Annotated in this window: 39 protein-coding genes; 21 read left to right on the top strand and 18 right to left on the bottom strand. The window is 68.2% G+C overall.

Annotated features, from left to right (window positions below; all coding sequences use genetic code 11):
* The first annotated feature begins 125 nt into the window (after positions 1-125).
* The 20 genes from HY68_RS36605 to HY68_RS41400 all read left to right on the top strand — a co-directional run bounded on the left by HY68_RS36605 (position 126) and on the right by HY68_RS41400 (position 10,258).
* Complete coding sequence (locus tag HY68_RS36605; protein WP_042001156.1) at positions 126-305, top strand: hypothetical protein; 180 nt, start codon at positions 126-128, stop codon at positions 303-305.
* 115 nt (positions 306-420) lie between these two features.
* Positions 421-552 carry a hypothetical protein gene (locus HY68_RS46140; protein WP_277816793.1) on the top strand — a complete coding sequence of 44 codons (132 nt, stop codon included), beginning with the start codon at positions 421-423 and terminating at the stop codon, positions 550-552.
* 103 nt (positions 553-655) lie between these two features.
* Positions 656-1,048, top strand: coding sequence for a hypothetical protein (locus HY68_RS36600; protein ID WP_042001152.1), 393 nt, complete (start codon positions 656-658; stop codon positions 1,046-1,048).
* Entirely contained in the window at positions 1,048-1,296 is a 249-nt protein-coding gene (locus HY68_RS36595) for a hypothetical protein (RefSeq protein WP_042001150.1), read from the top strand. The genes HY68_RS36600 and HY68_RS36595 overlap by 1 nt, the downstream gene beginning before the upstream one ends.
* Positions 1,297-1,386: 90 nt before the next feature.
* Positions 1,387-1,566, top strand: coding sequence for a hypothetical protein (locus HY68_RS43170; protein WP_157874556.1), 180 nt, complete (start codon positions 1,387-1,389; stop codon positions 1,564-1,566).
* A gap of 3 nt (positions 1,567-1,569) precedes the next feature.
* Entirely contained in the window at positions 1,570-2,088 is a 519-nt protein-coding gene (locus HY68_RS36590) for a hypothetical protein (RefSeq protein WP_042001147.1), read from the top strand.
* Positions 2,089-2,225: 137 nt separating this feature from the next.
* The gene (locus HY68_RS36585; protein WP_157874555.1) at positions 2,226-2,600 is read left to right on the top strand and encodes a hypothetical protein; all 375 of its coding nucleotides are present in this window, start codon (positions 2,226-2,228) and stop codon (positions 2,598-2,600) included.
* A gap of 26 nt (positions 2,601-2,626) precedes the next feature.
* Complete coding sequence (locus HY68_RS36580) at positions 2,627-3,169, top strand: DUF1643 domain-containing protein (RefSeq protein ID WP_042001361.1); 543 nt, start codon at positions 2,627-2,629, stop codon at positions 3,167-3,169.
* A gap of 19 nt (positions 3,170-3,188) precedes the next feature.
* Positions 3,189-3,650, top strand: a complete 462-nt coding sequence (locus HY68_RS36575) for a helix-turn-helix transcriptional regulator (protein ID WP_042001141.1) — start codon at positions 3,189-3,191, stop codon at positions 3,648-3,650.
* 106 nt (positions 3,651-3,756) lie between these two features.
* Positions 3,757-3,990 carry a hypothetical protein gene (locus HY68_RS36570; RefSeq protein ID WP_042001138.1) on the top strand — a complete coding sequence of 78 codons (234 nt, stop codon included), beginning with the start codon at positions 3,757-3,759 and terminating at the stop codon, positions 3,988-3,990.
* A gap of 35 nt (positions 3,991-4,025) precedes the next feature.
* The gene (locus tag HY68_RS41410) at positions 4,026-4,613 is read left to right on the top strand and encodes a hypothetical protein (RefSeq protein WP_052457539.1); all 588 of its coding nucleotides are present in this window, start codon (positions 4,026-4,028) and stop codon (positions 4,611-4,613) included.
* Entirely contained in the window at positions 4,610-4,999 is a 390-nt protein-coding gene (locus HY68_RS36565; protein WP_052457538.1) for a hypothetical protein, read from the top strand. Before HY68_RS41410 ends, HY68_RS36565 begins: the two co-directional genes overlap by 4 nt.
* A complete protein-coding gene (locus tag HY68_RS36560; RefSeq protein WP_157874554.1) occupies positions 4,996-5,466 on the top strand; it encodes a hypothetical protein in 471 nt (156 codons plus the stop codon). The genes HY68_RS36565 and HY68_RS36560 overlap by 4 nt, the downstream gene beginning before the upstream one ends.
* A 199-nt stretch (positions 5,467-5,665) precedes the next feature.
* Complete coding sequence (locus HY68_RS39870) at positions 5,666-6,346, top strand: nuclease-related domain-containing protein (RefSeq protein WP_078864155.1); 681 nt, start codon at positions 5,666-5,668, stop codon at positions 6,344-6,346.
* A 280-nt stretch (positions 6,347-6,626) separates the two neighbouring features.
* A complete protein-coding gene (locus tag HY68_RS43165) occupies positions 6,627-6,890 on the top strand; it encodes a hypothetical protein (protein ID WP_157874552.1) in 264 nt (87 codons plus the stop codon).
* A 410-nt stretch (positions 6,891-7,300) separates the two neighbouring features.
* Positions 7,301-7,684, top strand: a complete 384-nt coding sequence (locus HY68_RS43160; protein ID WP_157874551.1) for a hypothetical protein — start codon at positions 7,301-7,303, stop codon at positions 7,682-7,684.
* The gene (locus HY68_RS36540) at positions 7,681-7,860 is read left to right on the top strand and encodes a hypothetical protein (RefSeq protein WP_042001128.1); all 180 of its coding nucleotides are present in this window, start codon (positions 7,681-7,683) and stop codon (positions 7,858-7,860) included. Before HY68_RS43160 ends, HY68_RS36540 begins: the two co-directional genes overlap by 4 nt.
* Positions 7,857-8,006: a hypothetical protein gene (locus HY68_RS43155; protein ID WP_157874550.1), complete on the top strand. Its 150-nt coding sequence runs from the start codon at positions 7,857-7,859 to the stop codon at positions 8,004-8,006. The genes HY68_RS36540 and HY68_RS43155 overlap by 4 nt, the downstream gene beginning before the upstream one ends.
* A gap of 718 nt (positions 8,007-8,724) precedes the next feature.
* Positions 8,725-9,258: a hypothetical protein gene (locus tag HY68_RS36530; RefSeq protein ID WP_042001124.1), complete on the top strand. Its 534-nt coding sequence runs from the start codon at positions 8,725-8,727 to the stop codon at positions 9,256-9,258.
* Between the two features lie 37 nt (positions 9,259-9,295).
* Positions 9,296-10,258 carry a helix-turn-helix domain-containing protein gene (locus tag HY68_RS41400; RefSeq protein ID WP_052457536.1) on the top strand — a complete coding sequence of 321 codons (963 nt, stop codon included), beginning with the start codon at positions 9,296-9,298 and terminating at the stop codon, positions 10,256-10,258.
* A gap of 222 nt (positions 10,259-10,480) precedes the next feature.
* Here the strand turns inward: HY68_RS41400 and HY68_RS36520 are convergent, their stop codons facing one another.
* From HY68_RS36520 to HY68_RS36455, 15 genes are all read right to left on the bottom strand, one after another.
* Positions 10,481-10,759, bottom strand: coding sequence for a hypothetical protein (locus HY68_RS36520; protein ID WP_042001121.1), 279 nt, complete (start codon positions 10,757-10,759; stop codon positions 10,481-10,483).
* Positions 10,759-11,010 carry a hypothetical protein gene (locus HY68_RS36515; RefSeq protein WP_042001118.1) on the bottom strand — a complete coding sequence of 84 codons (252 nt, stop codon included), beginning with the start codon at positions 11,008-11,010 and terminating at the stop codon, positions 10,759-10,761. Before HY68_RS36515 ends, HY68_RS36520 begins: the two co-directional genes overlap by 1 nt.
* Positions 11,010-11,435 (bottom strand): hypothetical protein, encoded by a 426-nt coding sequence (locus HY68_RS36510; protein WP_042001117.1) that lies wholly within the window; start codon positions 11,433-11,435, stop codon positions 11,010-11,012. The genes HY68_RS36515 and HY68_RS36510 overlap by 1 nt, the downstream gene beginning before the upstream one ends.
* Positions 11,435-11,917 carry a hypothetical protein gene (locus tag HY68_RS36505; protein WP_042001114.1) on the bottom strand — a complete coding sequence of 161 codons (483 nt, stop codon included), beginning with the start codon at positions 11,915-11,917 and terminating at the stop codon, positions 11,435-11,437. The genes HY68_RS36510 and HY68_RS36505 overlap by 1 nt, the downstream gene beginning before the upstream one ends.
* Positions 11,917-12,348: a hypothetical protein gene (locus HY68_RS36500; RefSeq protein ID WP_042001110.1), complete on the bottom strand. Its 432-nt coding sequence runs from the start codon at positions 12,346-12,348 to the stop codon at positions 11,917-11,919. Before HY68_RS36500 ends, HY68_RS36505 begins: the two co-directional genes overlap by 1 nt.
* Positions 12,349-12,543: 195 nt before the next feature.
* A complete protein-coding gene (locus HY68_RS36495) occupies positions 12,544-12,744 on the bottom strand; it encodes a hypothetical protein (RefSeq protein WP_042001108.1) in 201 nt (66 codons plus the stop codon).
* Complete coding sequence (locus tag HY68_RS36490) at positions 12,741-13,619, bottom strand: hypothetical protein (protein ID WP_042001106.1); 879 nt, start codon at positions 13,617-13,619, stop codon at positions 12,741-12,743. The genes HY68_RS36495 and HY68_RS36490 overlap by 4 nt, the downstream gene beginning before the upstream one ends.
* A gap of 78 nt (positions 13,620-13,697) precedes the next feature.
* Positions 13,698-13,889: a hypothetical protein gene (locus HY68_RS36485; protein ID WP_157874549.1), complete on the bottom strand. Its 192-nt coding sequence runs from the start codon at positions 13,887-13,889 to the stop codon at positions 13,698-13,700.
* A gap of 47 nt (positions 13,890-13,936) precedes the next feature.
* On the bottom strand, positions 13,937-14,341 hold the full coding sequence (locus HY68_RS36480) for a hypothetical protein (RefSeq protein ID WP_042001100.1): 405 nt from the start codon (positions 14,339-14,341) through the stop codon (positions 13,937-13,939).
* A 40-nt stretch (positions 14,342-14,381) separates the two neighbouring features.
* On the bottom strand, positions 14,382-14,606 hold the full coding sequence (locus HY68_RS44455; protein ID WP_198533526.1) for a hypothetical protein: 225 nt from the start codon (positions 14,604-14,606) through the stop codon (positions 14,382-14,384).
* Positions 14,607-15,253: 647 nt separating this feature from the next.
* Positions 15,254-15,688, bottom strand: coding sequence for a DUF732 domain-containing protein (locus HY68_RS36470; RefSeq protein WP_042001097.1), 435 nt, complete (start codon positions 15,686-15,688; stop codon positions 15,254-15,256).
* Positions 15,689-15,720: 32 nt separating this feature from the next.
* On the bottom strand, positions 15,721-17,001 hold the full coding sequence (locus tag HY68_RS39860) for a 3'-5' exonuclease (RefSeq protein WP_157874548.1): 1,281 nt from the start codon (positions 16,999-17,001) through the stop codon (positions 15,721-15,723).
* Positions 17,002-17,086: 85 nt separating this feature from the next.
* A complete protein-coding gene (locus tag HY68_RS36460; protein WP_042001094.1) occupies positions 17,087-17,410 on the bottom strand; it encodes a hypothetical protein in 324 nt (107 codons plus the stop codon).
* A 123-nt stretch (positions 17,411-17,533) separates the two neighbouring features.
* Positions 17,534-17,674, bottom strand: a complete 141-nt coding sequence (locus HY68_RS44450; RefSeq protein WP_198533525.1) for a hypothetical protein — start codon at positions 17,672-17,674, stop codon at positions 17,534-17,536.
* 122 nt (positions 17,675-17,796) lie between these two features.
* Entirely contained in the window at positions 17,797-18,192 is a 396-nt protein-coding gene (locus HY68_RS36455) for a hypothetical protein (protein WP_042001092.1), read from the bottom strand.
* Between the two features lie 48 nt (positions 18,193-18,240).
* Between HY68_RS36455 and HY68_RS36450 the strand changes: the two genes are divergently transcribed.
* The gene (locus HY68_RS36450; protein ID WP_042001089.1) at positions 18,241-18,684 is read left to right on the top strand and encodes a hypothetical protein; all 444 of its coding nucleotides are present in this window, start codon (positions 18,241-18,243) and stop codon (positions 18,682-18,684) included.
* Between the two features lie 29 nt (positions 18,685-18,713).
* Here HY68_RS36450 and HY68_RS36445 read toward each other — a convergent pair whose 3' ends face one another.
* From HY68_RS36445 to HY68_RS36435, 3 genes are all read right to left on the bottom strand, one after another.
* Positions 18,714-18,959 (bottom strand): hypothetical protein, encoded by a 246-nt coding sequence (locus HY68_RS36445; RefSeq protein WP_157874547.1) that lies wholly within the window; start codon positions 18,957-18,959, stop codon positions 18,714-18,716.
* Positions 18,960-19,006: 47 nt separating this feature from the next.
* On the bottom strand, positions 19,007-19,507 hold the full coding sequence (locus HY68_RS36440) for a hypothetical protein (protein WP_042001084.1): 501 nt from the start codon (positions 19,505-19,507) through the stop codon (positions 19,007-19,009).
* Positions 19,508-19,578: 71 nt separating this feature from the next.
* On the bottom strand, positions 19,579-19,881 hold the full coding sequence (locus tag HY68_RS36435) for a hypothetical protein (RefSeq protein ID WP_157874546.1): 303 nt from the start codon (positions 19,879-19,881) through the stop codon (positions 19,579-19,581).
* Between the last annotated feature and the right edge of the window lie 120 nt (positions 19,882-20,001).

The raw sequence follows: 20,001 nt of genomic DNA, 5'->3' as shown, positions 1-20,001 counted from the left end.
TCCCGGGTGGGGTTGGGCCCCTTTTGGTTGGACCCGAACTGTCAATGTATTGCCATCGCACTACATTGACGTTAGAGTGGGCAGGGCCAACAACCCGCCACTCGCCACCTCATGGGGGCACCCGCGTGCAGGAACTCCGCCTTACGGACCCCGATGGCTACACCGTCCCCGACTCCGTCGTGACCGTCCCCGACGAACACGTAGCTCAGGTCACCGACCACCTCCTCACCACCACCGCCCCCACCCATGCCGCACAGAACACCATCCACGGGTACGACGCCCGCTACTACCGCGTCACCCCCTAACCACCCAAGCCCGGGTCCTGCATCCCCCGACGGGACCCGACGGGCCGGACACCCCACCCAACCCCCCTGCGTGGGGTGTCCGGTCGCACCACCCAAAACCGACACAGGAGGCCCCGTGATCGCCGCCGACATCCACATCGACCTGAGCGACCTCACCCAAGACGACCTGGACGAAATCCAGGCCCGTATCGAGGAAGCGGTCGCCCCGTGGAAGCCGACCATCACCGTCGACCGCCGCGAGTACTGACCCGCACGTCACCAGCACCACCCCCCACCACGAACGGGCCGCCCGGCCAGCACCACGGTGTCGCAGCCCGGCCGGGCGGCCCTCCCACATAAGGAGACCCATCTTGATCCGAGAAGACCGGTTCCTCATTAGTCGCCGCCCCTACGCCATCGACCTCGGCTCGCTGCGGACAGCCAAGAAGGACCGCCGGGACGGAAGCAGCTTCTACTTCGGCCGGATCAACGCCGTCTGGTTCCGCCGGAAGCAGGGCGTCACGGTCGCCTGCGTCGGGACCCTGTGGGACTTCCAGGACACCGAGCCCGCTGACGGCACCGAGTTCGTCACCCGTCACGACGACGGCCGGTATGGCGGTGACTGCGACGGCCGGTGGGACGGCGAGAACTACTGGGGTGCGCAGAAGCTCGACGTGATCGAGGCGCACCTGGCCGTGCTGCGGCCGATGCTCGCCAACTACCCGGCCATCCCCGACGGCTACAACGGATGGTGGAAGTTCTGATGAGCCTCGCCCTGGTCGTGCGCTGCGACCGGTCCGGCCCGCATGGGATGTGCGGACAGTTCCTGCCGACCGGTACCGCCGACGAAACCCAGGCGTACGCCCTGGCCGAACAGCAGGGCTGGGATGTGGGCGGTGACAGTGCCGACTTCTGCCCCGGCCACGCGCACCGCCCCAAGCCCGACGCCCAACCCACCCGCATCCACCACACCATCCGACCCCTGACCGCCCTCACCCCCGAGGAGAACTGACCCATGACTGCTGACCCCGAAACCCCGCTAGGACACAGCACCCCGTCCCATCACGTGCTCGGGTGGTGCTCGCATTGCCCAGGTCGGTCCGTGCCTGAGGAGTTGGCGGCATGGCAGGTCGACGCCCTGGACCGTGCCCTGGGCCGCGGCGACGAGATGGAGCAGCTGCGGACCAAGAACGAGCGGATGCGCCACGAGCTGGAGGTGATGTACGGCGGGGCCTTCGACCGCCTGCCTGACCACTGGCGCACCGACGGCAAGGAGAGCTGACCCATGCCCGACCTGAACAGCACCACTGCCCTACCCGTCGACCTGCAGAAGGGCTACCTGCGGGGCATCGCCGACAGCGCCAAGCACGCCATCGACTTCACCAAGCACGGCCAGCCGGAGGAGGCGGGGGAGCACGTTGACGCGATCGGGCGACTCGTCACCGCCTACCGCGGCGTCACCGGGCAGGACAAGGAGATCGGCGAGCAGATCGCCGCCGCGATTCGGGCGCAGTCCTCCCGTGTCGATGACGCCGACCTGGCCGCTGCTGTCCTGCCGATCGTGCGTGCCGCTGCCGACGCTGCGCACCGTCGGGGGATGACCGACGCTGCGGACCTGGTCGAGCACTGGCATGGGCAGGCCCCGGACGTGTATGCGCCGGCGGACAGCGTCGCCCTGATCCGGAACGTTGCAGAGGGCGGACACCCGGCCACCACGTCCTACCCGGGCTGCACGCACGCCTGCGACAACTGCGACGGCATCGACCCCGGCAGCTGCCTCATGAACTCGGAACGCACCCTGTGAGCGCCTACGCGGTCGGTTCCCGTATCGCAGCCGTCCGGGATGCCACAGACACCACGGTCCGCCTCTACGGGCGTGGCGTGTACGCCGGGGACTTTCCCCGCCCCGGGTCCGGGAACTGGTCGGAGGAGACCCGGCAGATGGCACGCAACGTCATCGAGTCGGATGTCGACAACACCGACGAACTGCGGGCCGCTGACGACGCGTGGATGGTCCGGACGCTCGGGGAGACCGTGACGGCAGGGAAGCGGACCCAGGAGGAAGCCGACCTCGAGCTGGTGGAGTACCGGCGTATCCGTGCCGAACGAGAAGCCCACCGGGCGTCCATGACTGTGGATGAACAGGTTGTTGAGCTGCTGGCGCAGATGGACCTGAACCCGCGCCTGGACCTGGACGGTGGCGGGACGGTGTGGGGCTGCGAGTGCTGGTGGATGCCGGAAGCGGAGTTCAACAAGTTCCTCGGCAGCCGCACCATCGTCATGGCCCCGGAGCCGGAGCGGGGTGGTGCCGAGTGAGCACCCTGACGCTGATGCCGCCCGACATGGACCTGGACGTGCACGTGGAGCAGTCCACCGACCTCGCCGGCGGGTGCGCGGCCGTAATATTCGACAGCCCCCGCCGCGAGTACCGGTACCTCCTCACCCGCATCTGGGACCCCACAGTCCGGCCGCTGGTGTTCCTGATGCTCAACCCGTCCACGGCGAACGCCCTCACCGATGACCCGACCATCCGGCGCTTGGCCGGGCCGACCGGGTTCGCCCGGCGTGAGGGTGCGGGTGGGGTTGTCGTGGTCAACCTGTTCTCCCTGTGCTCACCCCGCCCGAAGGACCTGATCACCCATCCGAACCCGGTCGGCCGGTACGGGGATGCGTTCATACGTCGCGCGTCCACCGCCGGTAACGGGGTGATCGTGGCGTGGGGTGCGTTCCCGGTGGCTGTTGAGCGTGGTCGTGAGGTTGTTGCGGGGCTGCGTAAGCAGGGGGTGGCCTTGTCGTGCCTGGGGACGACGTCGTCCGGGCAGCCCCGGCACCCGCTGTACCTGCCGGCCGGCCAGCCGCTGCAGGACTTCGGGGGCGTGTCGTGACTGCGCCCGGGAGGTCTTGATGCGTGCCACACGATTCGGTCTGCCCCTCACCGACCGCGAAGTGCAGATCCTCCAGGCGTTCTCCGACGGGGCCAGCTACAGCCAGATCGCAGCCGACCTGTTCCTCGCGAAGCCGTCCGTACACAACTACGCCTCCAGTGCGATGAAGAAGCTCGGGGCGTCGAACCAGGCGCACGCGGTTCGGATCGCGTTCGGCCAGGGTCTCCTGCGGGCGGTGCCGGTCGTGGAGTTGCCGGCCCAGTGGGTGCAGGTCCTCGAGCTGGTTGCCGCCGGTCGTACCAACAGGGAGATTGCGGAGGTGTTGGCACGGTCTGAGCACACGGTCGTTGCGCAGATCCATGGGGCCCGTAGGCGTCTTGGGGCTCGGGATCGTGCGCATGCGGCGGCGTTGGCGGTTGCTCTGCAGTTGGTTCGGGTGGATGTGACGCCTGAGATCCGCGCCGGGTTGCACGCAGCGTGACCGGCTCGGGGGCAAGGTGTCCTTCCCTCCGGGGCTGAGACCCGTACTCGCCAGTACATCCCACCTGTTCGTAACCCACCGTCACATCCGTTTCCAGGAGGGCACCGTGACCCGAAGAACCCTCAACAACCCCGTCTACCTGGCTCTCGTTCTCACCGCGTCACTGGCGTACGGGATCCTCCTGGCCGTCATCGGCCTGCACCTCTGGGCCGCCCTGGGCGGAGCAGCCGCCATCAGTGTGCTGGTCGCCTTCATATCCGACCCGGTCGAAGCATCCGTCCGACGCCGGCGTGGGGCGCACCGGGCCCCCAAGGGCACCACCCGCAGACCAACGTCATGAGCGGCGCCCCCGACAACCCGAACCCAAGGAGCAGCATGACCGAGCAGGAGACGCATCAGGGCCCTGGCGTGCACGGGGGGCTGGAGACTCACCGTCGCGCCCGACACGAGTGCCCGGCCCCGGACTGCGGACCCCAGGGCGTCCGTGTCGTCCCGAACCACCCCGACGACGACGAAGGCGTGACCATCCACTTCCCGGAGGTGGACTACGTGGACATCACGCAGGTGTGGTCGGTGGACGTCGGTATCAGCACTGAAGCGCTCAGAGAACTGAGGGACGCCATCGATAAGCACCTCGACGCAGACGACTCCGAAGCCCTACGGAAGCGGATTGCGGGGTTGCAGGCGGAGCGGGATGTGCTGCGCCGTTCCCTGGCCCGCCTGGCGGACGTCGTCGCGTCCGTCGCTGCACTGGCGTTCGGCCGGGACGACTCACGCCGCGCCCTGCTCCGCACGAAGTGGCTCACCGCGGACCGGGTGTTGGCGTACACGAGCGGGCCGGCCGTGGGCTGCGACTGCGACCGCACCAAACTCCGACGCAACCCGCACTTCGGACACTTCGTCACCTGCCCCCAGCACAGCAGCCACCGAACCCGTCGCTACGGCAAGGAGACCAACCGATGAGGATCCCCGGACGTGTATGGATCACGATCCACCGCGTACAGAACCGTTGGCGCGACGCACTGGCTGTGGCCGCTGGCTACTGCAACGACCGGCCGCAGAAGACCGGGATCCCTGGCGAGGGCGGGGGCTACCGGCACTGGCGGTGCGCCCTGAAGCGGCGCCACGAGGGCCTGCACCGGGCTGGGAACTACGTGTGGACCGACGACGGTAAGACGACGTACCTGCCCGCCCCGCATGGCAGCGGCAAGGAGGCGTGGCAGCCCAAGAAGTGGAACCGGAACATGACGCCGACGATGCGGCAGTCCCGGTTGTGGCGGCAGTGGCAGGCAGAGCAGGACCGGAAGCGTGCCGCGGAGCGGCGTGCACTTGGGGAGGCGTACTCATGAAGCGGACCCGTGAACGGATGGAAGACCACCGGGGCACCGGTTGGCACGAGGTCATGCACTGGCTGCGTCACCCGGCGGACTGGGGGCGTACCACGGAGTACGAGGTGCGGTTCCCGCTCGGGCACACGGTCCATCTGATCCCGAAGGCGTGGATCGAACGGTCATGCGCGGCGTACGACGCTCGGCATGCGGAGGAAGACATCCCTCTGACCCGTCGGGAGGCGTGGGAGGAGGTGGAGAGCCTGGGCCAGGAGGTCTACAAGCTCGAGGACGCTCTGGCGTTCGTCAGGGAGATGTGCACGATCAGGGATGAGTCGCAGAAGGCGTCCCCAGGGCGGGGTGAGGTCCGGACTGGTGAGGTGCTGGAGTGGCTGCAGGGCCCTCAGTGCGCACGCATGGCCGGACTGGTCACCGACGCCGACACCCTCGGTATCCGGAACATCGCCGGCGAAGGGGACCGCTCATGACGATGCCTCGCCGTTTCCATCTTCAGCGCAACCACGATGTCACCGGAGCGTCGGGTGCGGGCCGGGTGGCTGATGGTGTGCTGTGGCCAGACGGGACCGCCACTCTCCGTTGGCGGGGTGATCGAGCTTCCACAGTCAACTGGGACCGGATCGAAGATGCTGAGGCAGTCCACGGTCACGGCGGTCACACTCTGATCGTGTGGGACGACCCCGAGCGGGAGGACCGGTGAGCGCGGCGGGTCGGTCTGCCGCGGCTGAGGCTGTGGCTATCCGTGCGCGGGCCAGGAAGGGCCTGTGGCGGCGTGTCCTGGCCTGGTTGGGTGTTGGGTCGGCGGTGCGCCGTGCGGACGCCAGGGCGGCCTTGTGGGCGCACGGTGCGGCCGGGGAGGAGGCCACCGCTCGGTTACTTGCGCAGCTCGAGGCCCAGGGGTGGAGGGTGTGGCACGACATGCGGCTCCACAACCGCCGCTTCAACCTGGACCACGTCCTCGTCAGCCCTTGCGGGACTCGGGTGGTGGTCCTGGACACGAAGGCGTGGCGGCGGACTTGGTCGACGACGGTGGTGGCTGGCCGGGTGCACTGTGGGCCGGAGGACCGGCACGAGCAGATCGTGAAGGTCGGCGGGTACGCGGCCGCGGTCAGCACGGCGATCGGCATGGGGGACGTGGTCGTCTGGCCGGTGCTGGTCATACACGGCTCCACCGTGGCCGGCGGGCATCTCGAGACGCACCTCCCCGGGGTCGGGGTGGCGTACGTCCTGGACCCGGCGTGGTTGGTGCCGACCCTGTCCGCCGTCCCGCAGGTTCGTCACCAGCTGCGCGCGGATGTTCTGGCAGCCCGGGTGGATAAGGTGCTGCGCCCCTATGTGCAGACGTCCTGACAGGCCGGTGTGGGGCGGCGTACGGTCGTGTCACGGCCTCGCAGCTGCAGGAGCCCGTCACCCTTCCAGGGGGTGGCGGGCTCCTTTCCGTGCGGCGTAGCGTCGCGTGTCGCCGACCTCCCCGTCGTCAACGGCCCGCCCCCACACAGGGGGCGGGCCGTTTTGGTGTTTGGGGTGGCCCCGCCGACGGGGGATGCGACGGGGCCGTTCCCAGTCTGACACCGTCCGGGCCAGCGGGTACCGCACGGGTTCGGGTGGGGTGTCGGCGTAGGGTCGGCGGGTGCCGATCGAACAAACAGGTGAACTCCCTGAAGAACTGAAACAACTCGTTGACCTGCAACGACAGGCCCTCCGTGAGAAGGAGGAGTTGCGGGACTTGGACTACTCCGCAGATGCGTGGCAGCCGTGGCGTGATGCGGCGTGGCGGGTCCAGGAGGGCATCACCCTGTATGTGCAGGCGGGTGAGGTGGCGGGGGAGGTTCGGAGCCGGTATGAGACGGAGATGCTGGTGAAGTCTCAAGCGCGGGGTGGTGTGGCGCCGTGAGCGTGGAGGAGCCCGGGCAGGCTCCGCCGTGGCGTGAGGAGCAGGGCCCGGCGCCAGTCATGTGGGTGTGGCCCAGGGGCTGGCGTTGGCGGCGAAGTATCGGGCGGTTGAACGCCGTGGCCATCACCCGTACCAGGACACGGCGTGGGACCGCAGCGACGAAACAACCCGCAGCGGCGCCAGACCGGACGGGTGGGAGCGGGCGCCCTGGTGCGGGGGTGAGGAGTGCGACGAGGTGACCCGGACCTACCAGGTTGAGGTCGAGCGGGGGATCAAGGCGCTGAGAAGGTGCCAGAAATGCCACCCAGCGCTGCGGTTTTGACCTGACGCCCCACCGAATTCGCACCCCCAACACCCCACCGCCCGCACCTTTTTGCTGCCAGAATGGGTACATCAAACCAGGAGGAATAGTGACAGAACGATCAACGGTTGGGGCGTCCGCCGTACAAGCCGACTCTCAGAACCAAGCTGCTCTACGCGACCGCATCGCCGAGGCGCTGTACACCCACGACCACCCCGGCCATCTCGTACCGCTGAACAAGACAGGCATGGGGGCGGCGTACCGAGACACGGCCGATGCGGTGCTGGCCGTCCTGCCCGAACCCGTGGGGCGGGTGGCTGCATGGCGGGCCGCTGCCGACGAACTCGACAGCATCAGCGATCAGTTCGACGGTGGTGGCTGCCTCTGTGGTGATTGCGCCCTGTGTACCTGGACTGAGGCTGCTCGGCACCTTCGACGCGAAGCCGTCGAATTCCAGAAGGCGGACGCCGCCGACACGGGGCGCCCCGCATGACCGACACGCAACGGCAGGCTCTCTCTGAGCCGGATGACCCGGCCGCCTACGCCTTGGCCCGGCATATCGCCGACCACCCCCTGTCGACCGTCCAGGCTGCATTCCAGTACCTCAACATGCCCCTGGACATCGAACTTCACGACACCAACGACACCCCTGAAGGGGGACGGGAATGAAGCCAGCCCAGGAGCAGACCGGATTCACCTATTGGATCAGCTGGGAGTGCCAACGCTGCGGCGCGAAAGACGACATCCAGGGCACCGACAAGACCGGCGACGTCATCGAGTCCATCGAGCACGACTGCGCCACTGTCGGCAAGTAGGCCCCGCACAGCACAGTGCCTCAGCCCGAGGAAAGCGGGCTGGGGCACTGCCACGTCAGGATATCGGGGCCGCTTCACCCCGCACCCGCCCGGTGACTCCCCCGCCACCCCTGCGTCTGCCGTGACCCCTGCGCCCTGTGTTCTGTGGCCCGCCTCACACACCCACCAGTAGCGTCGCGTCACCCCCCGGGCCACGGCAGTCTGCTGTCCCTGTCGAGGGAGGCCGCCGTGTTTTGTCCGAGCCCAAAGTGCGGGTCGTCGAACGTTCAAAACCTGCCCCACTACTGGGAAAGTTTGCCGTCCGACTCGCCGTTGAAGGCCCGGTACGCACAGCCGGCCGCGGTGAGCGTCCAGCTTGTCGGGGTGGTTGTGGTGGCGGTCCTGGGCATAGCCATGCTGGTGTCGGGTGCCTGGGTTGGCCTGCTGGTGCTGCTGGGTGCCGGCTTGTGGGGTGCGGCAGGGTTCCGGCGGGCTGGGGTTGCGGAGACGGCGCGGGCGGCGTGGGGTAGCTCGCTGATCTGCCTGGCGTGCACGGGGACGTTCCCGGCGTAGGGGCGAGCGGTGAGGATGCGGCTCCTGTCCAACTGGGCGGGGGCCGCTGCCGTTTGGTGCACTCTTTCCGCAACCCCCTTGCGCACACCCCGTTTTAGGGTGCATGCTGTTCACGTGAGGCAGGGGAGCAGCCCCAGCCCACTCCGTAAGTCACTCGGAGAAGCCCATGAACACCACCGCCGCAGCCGTTGAGGCCCACGTCACCGTCGACACCGTCCGCACCTGGTGCCGCCTCGGCGTCGTCGCCGCAGTCAAGCAGGCCGGACAGTGGATCATCGACACGGCCTCCCTCGCCGCACGCATCGCCATCGGCAGGATGAAGCGCCCCGCCCGCCGCGTCGTCTTCACCGCGGAGTCGATGACCGCGATCGGCGGCCGGCGCTGGCAGAAGAACGGCATGGACCGCGTCTACCTCAACGAAGGCGTCTGGGCCGAGCTGGCGGGCATCGACGTCAGCCGCTACGGCACCGGCAACGTCTCCTCGGCTTCCGTTAACGGCCGCGGCATCGCCAACGGGCGCGCCCTTGGCCTCCTGGGCGCCATCGACAAGGTGTGGTTCGACGCCGCTGACGGCCTGCTCCACTTCCGCCACTACGGGGCCGACGTCTACGAGATCCGCTACCTGGACGGCGAGCGGAACTACCTCAACCTGCTGGACCTGGTCACCCGCGGTGCCCGCGCGGCCGTTGCCGCCCTCTGACCGTCCCTCACCCGCGAGTCCCTGAAGGGGGATCACTATGCCTGTCGGGATCATCGAGTGCACCGACCCGCTTGAGCTTTTCCGCCACTACGACGGTCAGTTCGAAACGCAGGGCGCCTACATTGAACTGGATCTACGCGAGGGAAAGCTGCTCGCCAACTACGACTCAGAGGTCGGGGGGAACGCCCAGCCCTTCTCCGTCTTCTACGGCTTCGACCGCCGCTACACCATCCCCGTCCTGACCGGCGATGCAGCGAACCGCATGATGCAGCAGGTCGCCCCGCTGGCCGACCGCATCCTCGCCGACTGGGAGGAGAAGTGGGACGGCAACAGCATGATCGCCGTGCTCGGCGAGGACGCCGAGGCCGCCGAGGCGGAAATCGAGAGCCTGCTCGGATCCGACGAGGAGGACTACGACGACAGCGACCTGGTCCAGGAGTGGGACATCGACGGGGTCATCAACGGCAGCGAGGCCGATGAGTACGACATCACGGCGGACACCACCGATGCCCGCCTCACCGAGATCGAGTCGGAGATCCTCGGGGATCTGGCCGAGGTCGGCCCGTCCGGCGTCGTCGTCTGCCCCGGCCTGGAGGGCTACCTGCGGGGCCTGCGGGACGAGCTGGCAGAGGAGGACCCGCTGACCGATGCCGAGCTGCGGACGGCCCGCGAGACGCTCGGCCTGACTGGTGACCACTTCGCGAAACTGTTGCGGGTGAACCCGCGGACTGTGCGGTCGTGGGAGCAGGGTCGCGACGCTGTGCCGGGTCGGATCCGCCCCGAGGTTGCCGAACTGCGGGAGCAGACCGACAAGGCGGTCACAGACCTGGTCGCCGCATATGAGGCCGGGGATGACGACACAGTCATCACCTACCGCAGCGACGACGAGTACGTGGCGGCGAACCCGCACGGCCGGTGGTCGGCATCCTGGCACCGGCAGGTCGCCGCCCGTGCCGCTGCGCAGGCCGGTGCCCACATCGCCTATGCCGACGAGGAGTGACTGGGGATCCGAACGCACGAACGCCCCGCTGGGGGTACTCAGCGGGGCGTTGGCGTTGCGGCCAACCCACAGGGCGGCTGCCGGCCTGAGCGGGTCACTGCCCGGGGGCGTGGCCGGCACATCAGACCAGGGAACCCCATCCCGAGACCAGGCGGAATGGTGCCAACGCCAGTGTTGCACCAGGCACTGACATTGCGCCCGACTATGCGCGGATCCGGCGCATCAGTCTTCGTCGGACTCGGCAGCAGCAGCGCGCAGCCGTGCGTACTGAAAGCCGACCAGGCCCAGGACCCAGTGAATCGCGGCCCGTCCGCCTCCGCCGGGGAGGAGCTTCCCGTAGAGGGGGATGCTGTCACCTTCAGCGTCAACCCGGTGGTGCACAGTCAGGACCACCCATTCGGTGAGGATCCCGTCGTACTCCTCGGCTTGGGTGACAGCGGCGATGGCCTGCTCAAGCCGCTCGTATAGGGCCTTCTTGTCCGGGGTCGGGGCCTGGTCCATCAGGTGCCGCCCCGGCGGAGGTTGCGTGCGATGATCTCGCCTACCTGGACGGGGCTCAGCCTGGACGTGACGTGTACCGGGCCCAACTGGACGGCGCGTGCCTCACGGAGGGCGTGAGCGGCTTCCTGGGCCTTCTCTGCGGCCGCTTCTGCGTCGACTCGTTCCGCGCGGGCCTGCAACGCGCTGACGATGCACAACCCGCACAAAACGAGGCACACGGCGACGACCGTGATCGGGACGATGGGCGTCATCAGTTGCTCGCCTTCGGGTCGGCGATGGCGGTCTGGATCGCTTCCATGGCAGCGTCCCAGCCGTGCTCGTAGTCGCCGGGTGTCGTGAGGGCAGTGTTCGGACCTGCGTTGATGAGGGTTCGGCAGCGTTCGAGGGCGGCGAGGAGTTGGCCGCGGATGGGTTTCTGGTGCGGCTGCCACCAGCCGGGGGGTGGCACAGCGAGGGGTACGGTGCGCGGTTCGATGGCGGCGCTCGTGCCCCGCTCATCGACCATCTTGCGACCTTCGGAGTCCACGACGAACGCTTCGTAGTTGAGGTGGCGGGTGCCGTCGGGGCTGGTGCTGATGGTGAGGTCTGTGTCGCGGGGAACGTGATTGGGGTCGACACCGTTGGCGCGGAGCCAGTCAGCGACGGCCTGCCGGCGGTCGTCCGGGGGCTTCACCATCAGACGCTCCCCTCTGCGTTGCGTCGCCAGGCCTTGGGGATGTGCTTCGAGTCCCGGGGCGGCATGACGATCAGGTCGCCGCGCAGGCCGTAGCCGATGACCTGCCCGGGCCGGATGTGGGGGTTGCCTGCTGACGTGCCTGTGCAGGCGTCGGCGGGGCCGCACGCGTCGCCCTGGTGGCGTCCGTGTTGGCAGCGGTCGAGGTCGGAGAGGACCTTGACGAGGTCAGCGGTGTCCTCGATGGGGATCATCGCTGCCGATGCAGTCCCGATGAGCTGGGTGCGCTTCAGGGCGTGGTCGATCCCAGCGAGCGCCGCGGCAACCTTGGCGTGGAGGGGGGAGTACATGACGCGCTCGGAGCAGTGGAGTGCGGCGTTCATTTCGGCGTGGTGGGCGAGGTGGGTGGCGCAGCCGTTGAGGGCTTCGGCTGCTTTGTCCAGTTCGCGGCGGAGGTCGGTGATGGTGGGGTCGTCGGAGGCCATCAGCCGCTCACCTCGTCGGCGGGCAGGTCGGGCATCGGCACGGTCTTGGAGCGGTGGAGGGGTGTGGTGGTCAGGTCGCCGGCCGCGGTTTGCTCCGACAGCAGGATGTACGTCTTACCGCCGTCGGTGCTCATTGCGTCCGGGTGGCGCACGGACTGCCACAGGGGGCTGGTCGTCATGCCCTCTGCGTGCCGGTCGAGCCATTCGGATGGGTCGTCGGTGAGTTCGGAGAGCGGCTCGTACCGCAGGAGCCGTTCGAGGTAGGAGATGGCGTAGGGGGCGCTACCGCCGCTGTGGCCCATCTTGGCGAACGCGTGGACGACGTCGCAGATGCCTCTGATGGTGTCGGGGTCTTCTTCGAGGATTCGGAGTTCACGGCGCGCGTGGGCGACGAGGTTGGACTCTTCGGGGCGGGTCTTGGGAAGGGCCATACGTCCATGCTGGGGCTGCCGCGGCGGATCGTTGCCCCGGGTGCGGGTGGACCAATCCGGGTGGGCTGATCGTTCCGAACCTGCGGGTAGGCGGTGCCCGTTGGGCCGCAGCCTGTCGCAGCGCGGGTACCGCCGCCGTGGGTCAGTGACGGCTCGTCCCGCTGTACGACGATCCGCGCCGGGAAGTGTTGACGGTCACGACGTGGGCTCCTCGGGGGCAGGCGGCCACTCCCCGGCGTCAATCTGCCGCAGACGGGTGTCGAGGAGCTGGCCCAGACGCTCGACACGGACTTGCCACCGGTCGCGGGCGGCGCGAGCCAGCTTGATCTGGTGCCGGATCGATTCGGGGCTGGCGCCCTCGATGAACTCGGGGCGCAGAGGCGGGGCGGTACTCATCGGGTCGGCTCCTCGGGGGCGGGCTGAGGATCTGCGACCGGGGATAGCGGGCAGTCGCGGTAGTGCCTGGCCGGACGGAACTCCTCGCCCGCGATGGCGCAGGTGCAGCCGTCAGGGTCCGGGGAGTTGCGGCCGAGTGACAGCTCTTCGGCGGCTTGGTCGAGGGCGTCGCGGCGCGCGACGCCCTGGAGCGCTGTACGGAACTGGTGCGTCTCGGCCTGCGCCTGCTCCAGCTCGGCACGCAGGCGGTCGTTCTCGGCAGCGAGACGATTAACTTCCTGGCGGCGAAGCGTTCCGCTGACGCCGGTAACCTCATTCAGCTCGGCACGCAGGCGCACGGCTTCCTCGGCCTTGGCCAGGTAGAGACGGCTCATCTCTGTCCGGTCGGCCAGTAGCTTCTGCTGCTCCTCGTCCGCTTTGCCCATTCCGATGGTGGCGAGGTTGGTGTAGTCGTGGGCGTCGTACTGGCGGTACGCCACCTCCCAGCGTTCGCGCCGTCCGGTGTCGGGCTTGGTCGGCCGGGTGTTGGCGAGGTCGTGGATGCACGGCCCCATCCGGTCCGTGGCGGAACGGCAAGCCTCGGGCTCGGGCTGGCTTTGAGTCCCCTTTGGGGCAGGTGTTGCAGTGAAGGTCGGGCTCAAAGGCTCGGGCTGCGCTACCACCCCAGCAGCGGCGCGGCGGAGGAGTTCGTCAAGCGCCCCGCCCGTCCCTGGGTAGCCCTTCGCGACGATGAAGTTTCGCAGCATGTCGGACGGGAGCTGTATCTCACAGGTCTGATCGCAGTGCTCGTGGTCGCCTGCCTTGTGGAGCCGGGCAACCTCCTCTCGGTCCTCGCGCCGCTCGCGTTCCTCGTCGGTCTCGGGTGTGGTGGTCATTGGTTTCCTCCGGGCTGGGTGTGTGGTGAACTCGCGCCGTGGCCGGGGCTGTGTCGAGCAGCCCCGGCCCGGCAGGTGTCACGGGGTGGTGGGTTCGAAGCGACGTCGGAGCGTCCACTGGTGGCGGCAGCGCGGGTTTACGCAGACGGCGCGGATCCGGACGACGTCGCCCTTGTAGAACTCCATGTGCTGCTCGGCGGGTCGCACGGTGCCGTCGCTGTCGACGACCGCGAGTCCCCAGTCGTTGTGGCCTGTCACGTCCTCAGCCACGCTGCACGGGCCACCGCAGCGCGTACAGGTGAGCGGGCGGCCCGGCATCAGAACCTCCACCACCCGTCGTAGCCGGCGGGGAGGTCCGGGTAGTTGGCGAGCATCGGTTCGAGGAGCGTCAGGTGCAGGGCCTGCTCGACCGGCTTCTGGGACCCCCAGTACCGCTCCCCGTCCCAGCGCCCGTGAGGGTCGCCTCCGTAACGGCTGTCCAGGCTGTTGCTGAGGATCGCCTCGGGGCTGGATACGTCGGGCTCTTCCCTCAGTCGGTGAGCCCACAACCCCAGGGTTCCGAGGCATGCATAGGTGATGCCGTTCTTGCGCCGGAACCAGACGGCCAGGCACGTTCCGTCCAGCCAGTAGGCGTCGTGCCGGTGAGCGCTCTCCATCGTCACGGAGGACAGGCCGATCGCAAACGGCTTGCGGCTGATGAGGAAGCGGTCTTCGCGGATCACAGTGGGTGTCCTTGTGTGGGTGTGGGCGGAACCGGGTGTGCTACCAGGGCTCCTCGGTGTAGGTGTCGGCCGGCAGGAGCGCCACACGGGCGAGGTGCTGCTGGTAGAGGCGGTCTTGGATGCGCTGGTAGCGGGGGCAGTTGTCGGTGTGGCAGGTGGCGCAGCGGGGGTTTTCGTCGGCGGTGTAGGCGTCGGCGTGGATGGCGCGCATGCGGTCGCGGGTGGTGACCAAGACGGCCGGCCGGTTGGCTCGTCGTGCGCGCATGCGGGCGAGGATCTGGGCTTGGGTGGGCTGCTCCCAGGGGTGCCAGCCGACTGTCGGCTTCCACCGCCGCATGTGCTCGCGGCGATCGATGCCGCACCACCGGCAACTGTTCGGGTTGGCGGGATGGGGACGCGCCGGCGGGGCGAGGGTCATGGTGCGGCTCCTGGGGAAGGGGACGGTTCTAGCGTGGCGCGGGTGGACCGGATCGTTGCCCCGGGTTAGGTGCGCGCGCGATGAGTCTCACTCTACCGCCTAATGTAGTGCCATCACAATACATTGGGCGTCACGGTGTGGGCATGAAGAAGGGCCCGCAGCCACTGGCTACAGGCCCTCGTCGCGCGTGGTGGAGCGGTTAGCTCACTTGATCGGCTCAGCTGGTGCGCGGAGCCGATAGTCCGGACACTTGCCGGGATCTCCCCATGCCGCCGTATGTGGCGCCGCGCTCCCGCACCAGGGGCAGGGGAGTACCGGGCTGGCCTGGTTGCCTTCGACTCCGCAGTACCCGACGTCGCCAAACTCGGTGCTGCTGTAGACGACGGTGGCCTGGCGGCCGCAAGTGCACAAATCGCCGGGAGCAGCGCGGCGTTCTGTCGATTCGGTCATCCCGCAAGTCTGTCAGAGAGGCATTCGGCCCGCAGGCGACCAGCTCAGTACGCGCCGGCCGCCCGCAGTTCATCAACGACCGCAGCCCGGTGCGTGGGGCAGTACGACGACACCCCCAGCACCACCAGCTGCTCCGCGTCTTCCTTCTTCGTACCCCAGGTCTGGCCGATCGGGTACAGGTCTTCCTGGTCGAGGATGTACGTGACGCTGTGCCCGGCATCCAACGCCTGGCACCAGTCCGGCGGGAACGCGGTGAGCTCACTGTCGGTGGGGGCGGTGTTGTCCCAGCTGGGAAATGCGGCGGCGTGGACGTCGGCGAGGTATTTGACGGTCGGGTCGACCGCGGCGGGCGGAGGGGTGGGTGATGCGGCGGCCGGCTTGGCGTCGGCTTTGCTGTCACCGCTGCCGTCGTCGGTCCCGCAGGCGGCGAGCGTGGCGAGCAGCAGCACAGCCGTGACGGCGATGGCACGTGTACGCATGAGTCCCCCTCAGAACACGGACAGTGCCCACATCATGCGGTCTGTGGCGCCACGCTGCCGCCCTGTCCCGACATCTCCCGCAGGCAGTCCACGACCGCCCGGCAGTCACCCAGCGCCCTGTGGCCCCCGCACAGGGGCTGCCAGGCGTAGTCACCCCAGTACTCTGACCACTCGCCGGCCCATTCCGAGTACGGAATCATGGCGTCCTCGAACGTCATGCAGTCCATCCACGCGTCAGCCGCACGGGCAGGTTCGAGGTTGTCGACTGCCTGGTAGTGCTGGGTGAGCTCGAAGCGTAGGCGGCCGATGTCGTAGGGGGCGTTGTAGATCAGGCAGCGCTTACCGTCCAGGGCGGCTGAGAGCTTGCCGAGGACTTCCGTGAACGTCGGGGCGGCGGCGACCATGCTGTCGGTAATGCCATGAATGCTGGTGGCCGCCTCGGGAATCGGTTGCCCTGGGTTGACGAGCGTGTCGAGGACGACGTTGCCGGCCGTGGTGATGATGGACACCTCGACTACCCGGGCGTCGTCGTCCAGTCCGGTCGTCTCCGTATCGAGGATGACCACGCTGGGGTCGGTCAGTGCCGCGTACGCCCACGCCTTCAGGTCTGCGGCCCGCTGCCGGTCCTTCTCCTCGGCTTCCGCCCGGTACCGGCGATTCGCCTCCTCCCGTTCGGCCTCGTACTGCCGCATGGCGTCCTGGCACGGTGGGCAGAGCTGCACGCCCTTCCACGTGCCGGCTGCCCGCGCGGCCACGACTTCCGCCTCGGTGAACAGTTCGACCCCGCACGGGTGATGGCTGGACCAGCCACGGCACGTACGGTCCCGCACCATCTGCTGTTCCGCCTCGACCCGAACCCGCACCGCGTCCCGGAGCCGGCACGGGGTGCATGCCTTCCACCCGCGGGTATCGTCCCCGAGGGCCGCCCCGGATACCCGCTTACACCAGTGGCAGGTGCGGGCGTACAGGTCCTGCTGCGCCGCGATCTGCTTCTGACGGCAGTCCTCGCACCGCTGGTACACGATGTAGTCGCACAGGGCGCTGCACTCCGGGCAGGTTCGGCGGGCGTCCTTGGAGCGTTTCTGCTTCGCGGACAGGGGCCGCATCTTCGCCGCCCCGGCCGGGTCGTACAACGGGAACTTCCCCCACCCGTGACCCCGCCGGTACCTGAACAGGAACCCGACCGGCTCCTGCCCGTCCGCGGGCTTCAGCCGGTCGGCTTTCAGCTGCGTCATCGTCCGCAGATGCCCGGGTACCTCGCCGGCCTTGTAGACCGGCAGGGTGTCCGTCTGGGTTGTGGTCGCCGTGCTCACGCGCATCTCCCCGGAGGGTCGGGTTCCTGGTGCCACTCACGGTAGGGCCGACCACTGACAGTGCGGATCGGAATGACTGTAGTGATCAGGCGTTCGGGGCGCTGCCCTGTCGCAGAACCGTGACGTCCCACCAGACGTGCAGCTCGTCGCTGACCGCGGCGTACGGCGACCCCGACCCCGTGGGGACTGGGGGATCCGTCTCTACGGTCACGGGGTGATTGACGTCGCGCCGGCTGTACTCCAGCAACCGCACCAGGGCGGTGGCTTGGCCGACGGTCATGGGCCCGTCGATGACGAACAGGCGTGGTCCTTCGGGGCGGGCGCCGGTATCGCGGAGGAGCCCGGCGACGGTGGGGAAGTCCTCGAAGAACCCGAGACGGAGTCGGATGTGAGGGGCTGTGGGTGTCATTCCCGCAGCGTATGGGCTTGTCGTCGGGGCTTGGCGGGGGTGTTGCGGGCCGCGCTCCCCTCCTGATCGCGCGATCCTACCCGCACGTGACACACCCCACAGCAGACTGGACGATCGGTGGGTTCAGTCCGGCTCGCATTCCTCGTCGCACCGCCAGCACCAGAAGACGGCGGGCGCCTCGTACCGGTGTCCCCAGAAGCCGACGTCGGGGCACCACACCTCGTTCGTGGCCCCGCACCGCCAGCAGTCAAAGTCGAAGTACACCCCTCCAGCATGCCCGTAACGGGCCGTCAGGGGGAGTACGCGATTACGCCCGGAAATGCGCCGAGCCAGGCTCGCGGTCTGCCCCAACGCCCGCCGGGCGGCGGTGTTGTCCTGGCATGTCCTCACCGGTCCGTTGGCTTCTCCCCAAGTGCGGCCAGCTCGCTCACGGCCAGGTGCTCGAAGCCGGACGCGGGGCGTTCCGCGTACTTCTTGAAGAACTCCCAGGCCGACTGCCGGGTCATGCCGAGCGCGTGGCCAACCTCGGTCCAGGAAGCGTCTTCGCGGCGGGCTTCCCCGGTGATCCATCCGCGGCTCGCCGCCATCGACTCGGCCAGCAGCCGCGTTGCCGTGAGCGCCTCCAGCGCGGTCACGGGGCCCGTCTGGTCGTTGTCGTACTGCGAGATGTAGCTGTTGATGATCCAGACGAGAACGTGCATCGGGACCCCCCGCCCCTCTGTTTCGTCGGGGAAGTCGTCAAGGTAGTCGGCCAGGATCGCCTTCGCATTCATGTCCACCATGCCCGTAAGGCTAGCCTGACGGATGGGTGTCAGGCTAGCCTTACGGGCATGTCTCTGGTGACGTGGCACCGGCCCGAATTCGAGAGCCGAGAAGACGAACTGATCAACCAAAACGCGATCGCCGAACTGGCCGGCGTCACACGCGCCGCCGTCTCCAACTGGATCAGCCGCGATCCGACCTTCCCCGCCGTGGTCGCCATCCAGGGCAACCACACCCGTGCTCCGCGCCTGTACGTTCTCACCGAGGCCAGGGCGTGGCTTTCCGAGCGCTCCTCCCGGCCACGTAGCAAGCCGTCGTGCCGTACACCGGCCCGCCCGCGCTACGAGATCCTCACCGAGCGAGCGGAGCGCGCCAAACGCCGAATCGCCGACGAGCAGCAGCGCATGACCTCGCTCTACACGGAACTCGGCAAGGCCGCGGAGCGCCTGAAGCGAGCCCAGGACGAGCTGGCGGCAGTCGCGGCCGAGGTTCAGGAAACGCCGCGGTCATAGTTCCGGATACCGACAAGGGCGTCGCGGGATCACTGTTCCCCGTACATCTCCCCGCTGAGGATGGACTGCGCCATCTGCGCGATGAGGTCACGCCGGGTCAGCTCGCCTGCTGTGGGTGCCGGGTAGCCAGCGGGTAGATCACGTTCCACCGCGTCGACAATGTCATCGACCGTGAAGGTGATATTGGTGTCGACGGCCAGGCGGGCAACGGTTTCGACTGCGCGTTCTGTCCGGCCGATCAGGTCATGGAGAAGGTGTTCCTGGTCGAGTGGCATAAGCAGAACGTAGGTGACAGGGCGGATCGGTGTCCCCGGATCGTGCATCAAACCGGCTTGTCGTAGTACCCGTCGACTTGAGCATTCAGTTCTGCCAGGTCTGGGTGCGTAGCCACCTCGCGTACCTCGCTGGCGGCCACCGCCTCATTGAACTGCCGGATGCCCACGCTCGCGGAGGCGACAGCTTCCCCGACTACCTTCAGCATCGCAGCCACCTTCCGGTTCTTCCAAGAGGCCACGGAGACGACGGTGATCTCCTCGCCGTGTACGCGCTCCGCGTCAATCAGCCAGGCCATCAAGTCCGGGGCATCAATTTCGGCCGGCGGCTTGAGGTCTGCCAGGAACGGGTGCTGCTCGACAAGGACCGGTGCTGTTGTGTCTGCGGCTTTGAGGAACTGCTGGGCGGGGATGAGCTGCTTGGCGAAGGTGTCCTGCCCGGTGAGGTAGTTGAGGAGGGTTCCCATGCCGTCCATGCGGGTGCGGGAGAGTAGGCAGCCTGTGGTGACGCTGAGGACGTCGGCGAGTGGGAAGGTGCGGGGCTCGGTCATGGGGTCATCCTCTCGTGGGGAAGCCCTGCCGCGTGGGGGATTCGCGGCAGGGCCAGTCTCGGGGGTGGGGGTTACCAGCTCGGGGTGTACTTCGCGATCAGGTCTGTGAGCCAGTCGGGGGTGGTGTCCTGGTCGGCGAGGTTTGTGAGGACGATGCTGGCGGCGTCCATGTCGGTGACGCCGTTACGGAGGACGCGGTATCCGGAGACGGCCGCAGTCCAGGTGTGCTGGTTCGCGCCGGTGTTGAGTCGGTAGGTGATCCACACGCTGTACGGGGCGATCGTATCGAGGCCGCCGCTGAGGTGCGGGGTGCTGGTGAGGCGGAGGATCTGGATGTGCTCCTGGGCGAGGGGCTCGACGGTGATCGTCTGCATGGTCTTCTCCACTTCCGGGGTGGGTGTTACCTGCCATCGATCCTCACCATACCCTGAATGTATTGGCATGACAATACATTCAGGACGGAGTTCGTGCCGGCGCCCAGGGGCAGGACACGG

This window comes from Streptomyces sp. AcH 505 (genome assembly GCF_000818175.1).
Classification (GTDB): domain Bacteria; phylum Actinomycetota; class Actinomycetes; order Streptomycetales; family Streptomycetaceae; genus Streptomyces.
This window is presented reverse-complemented; position numbering and strand designations above follow the sequence as displayed.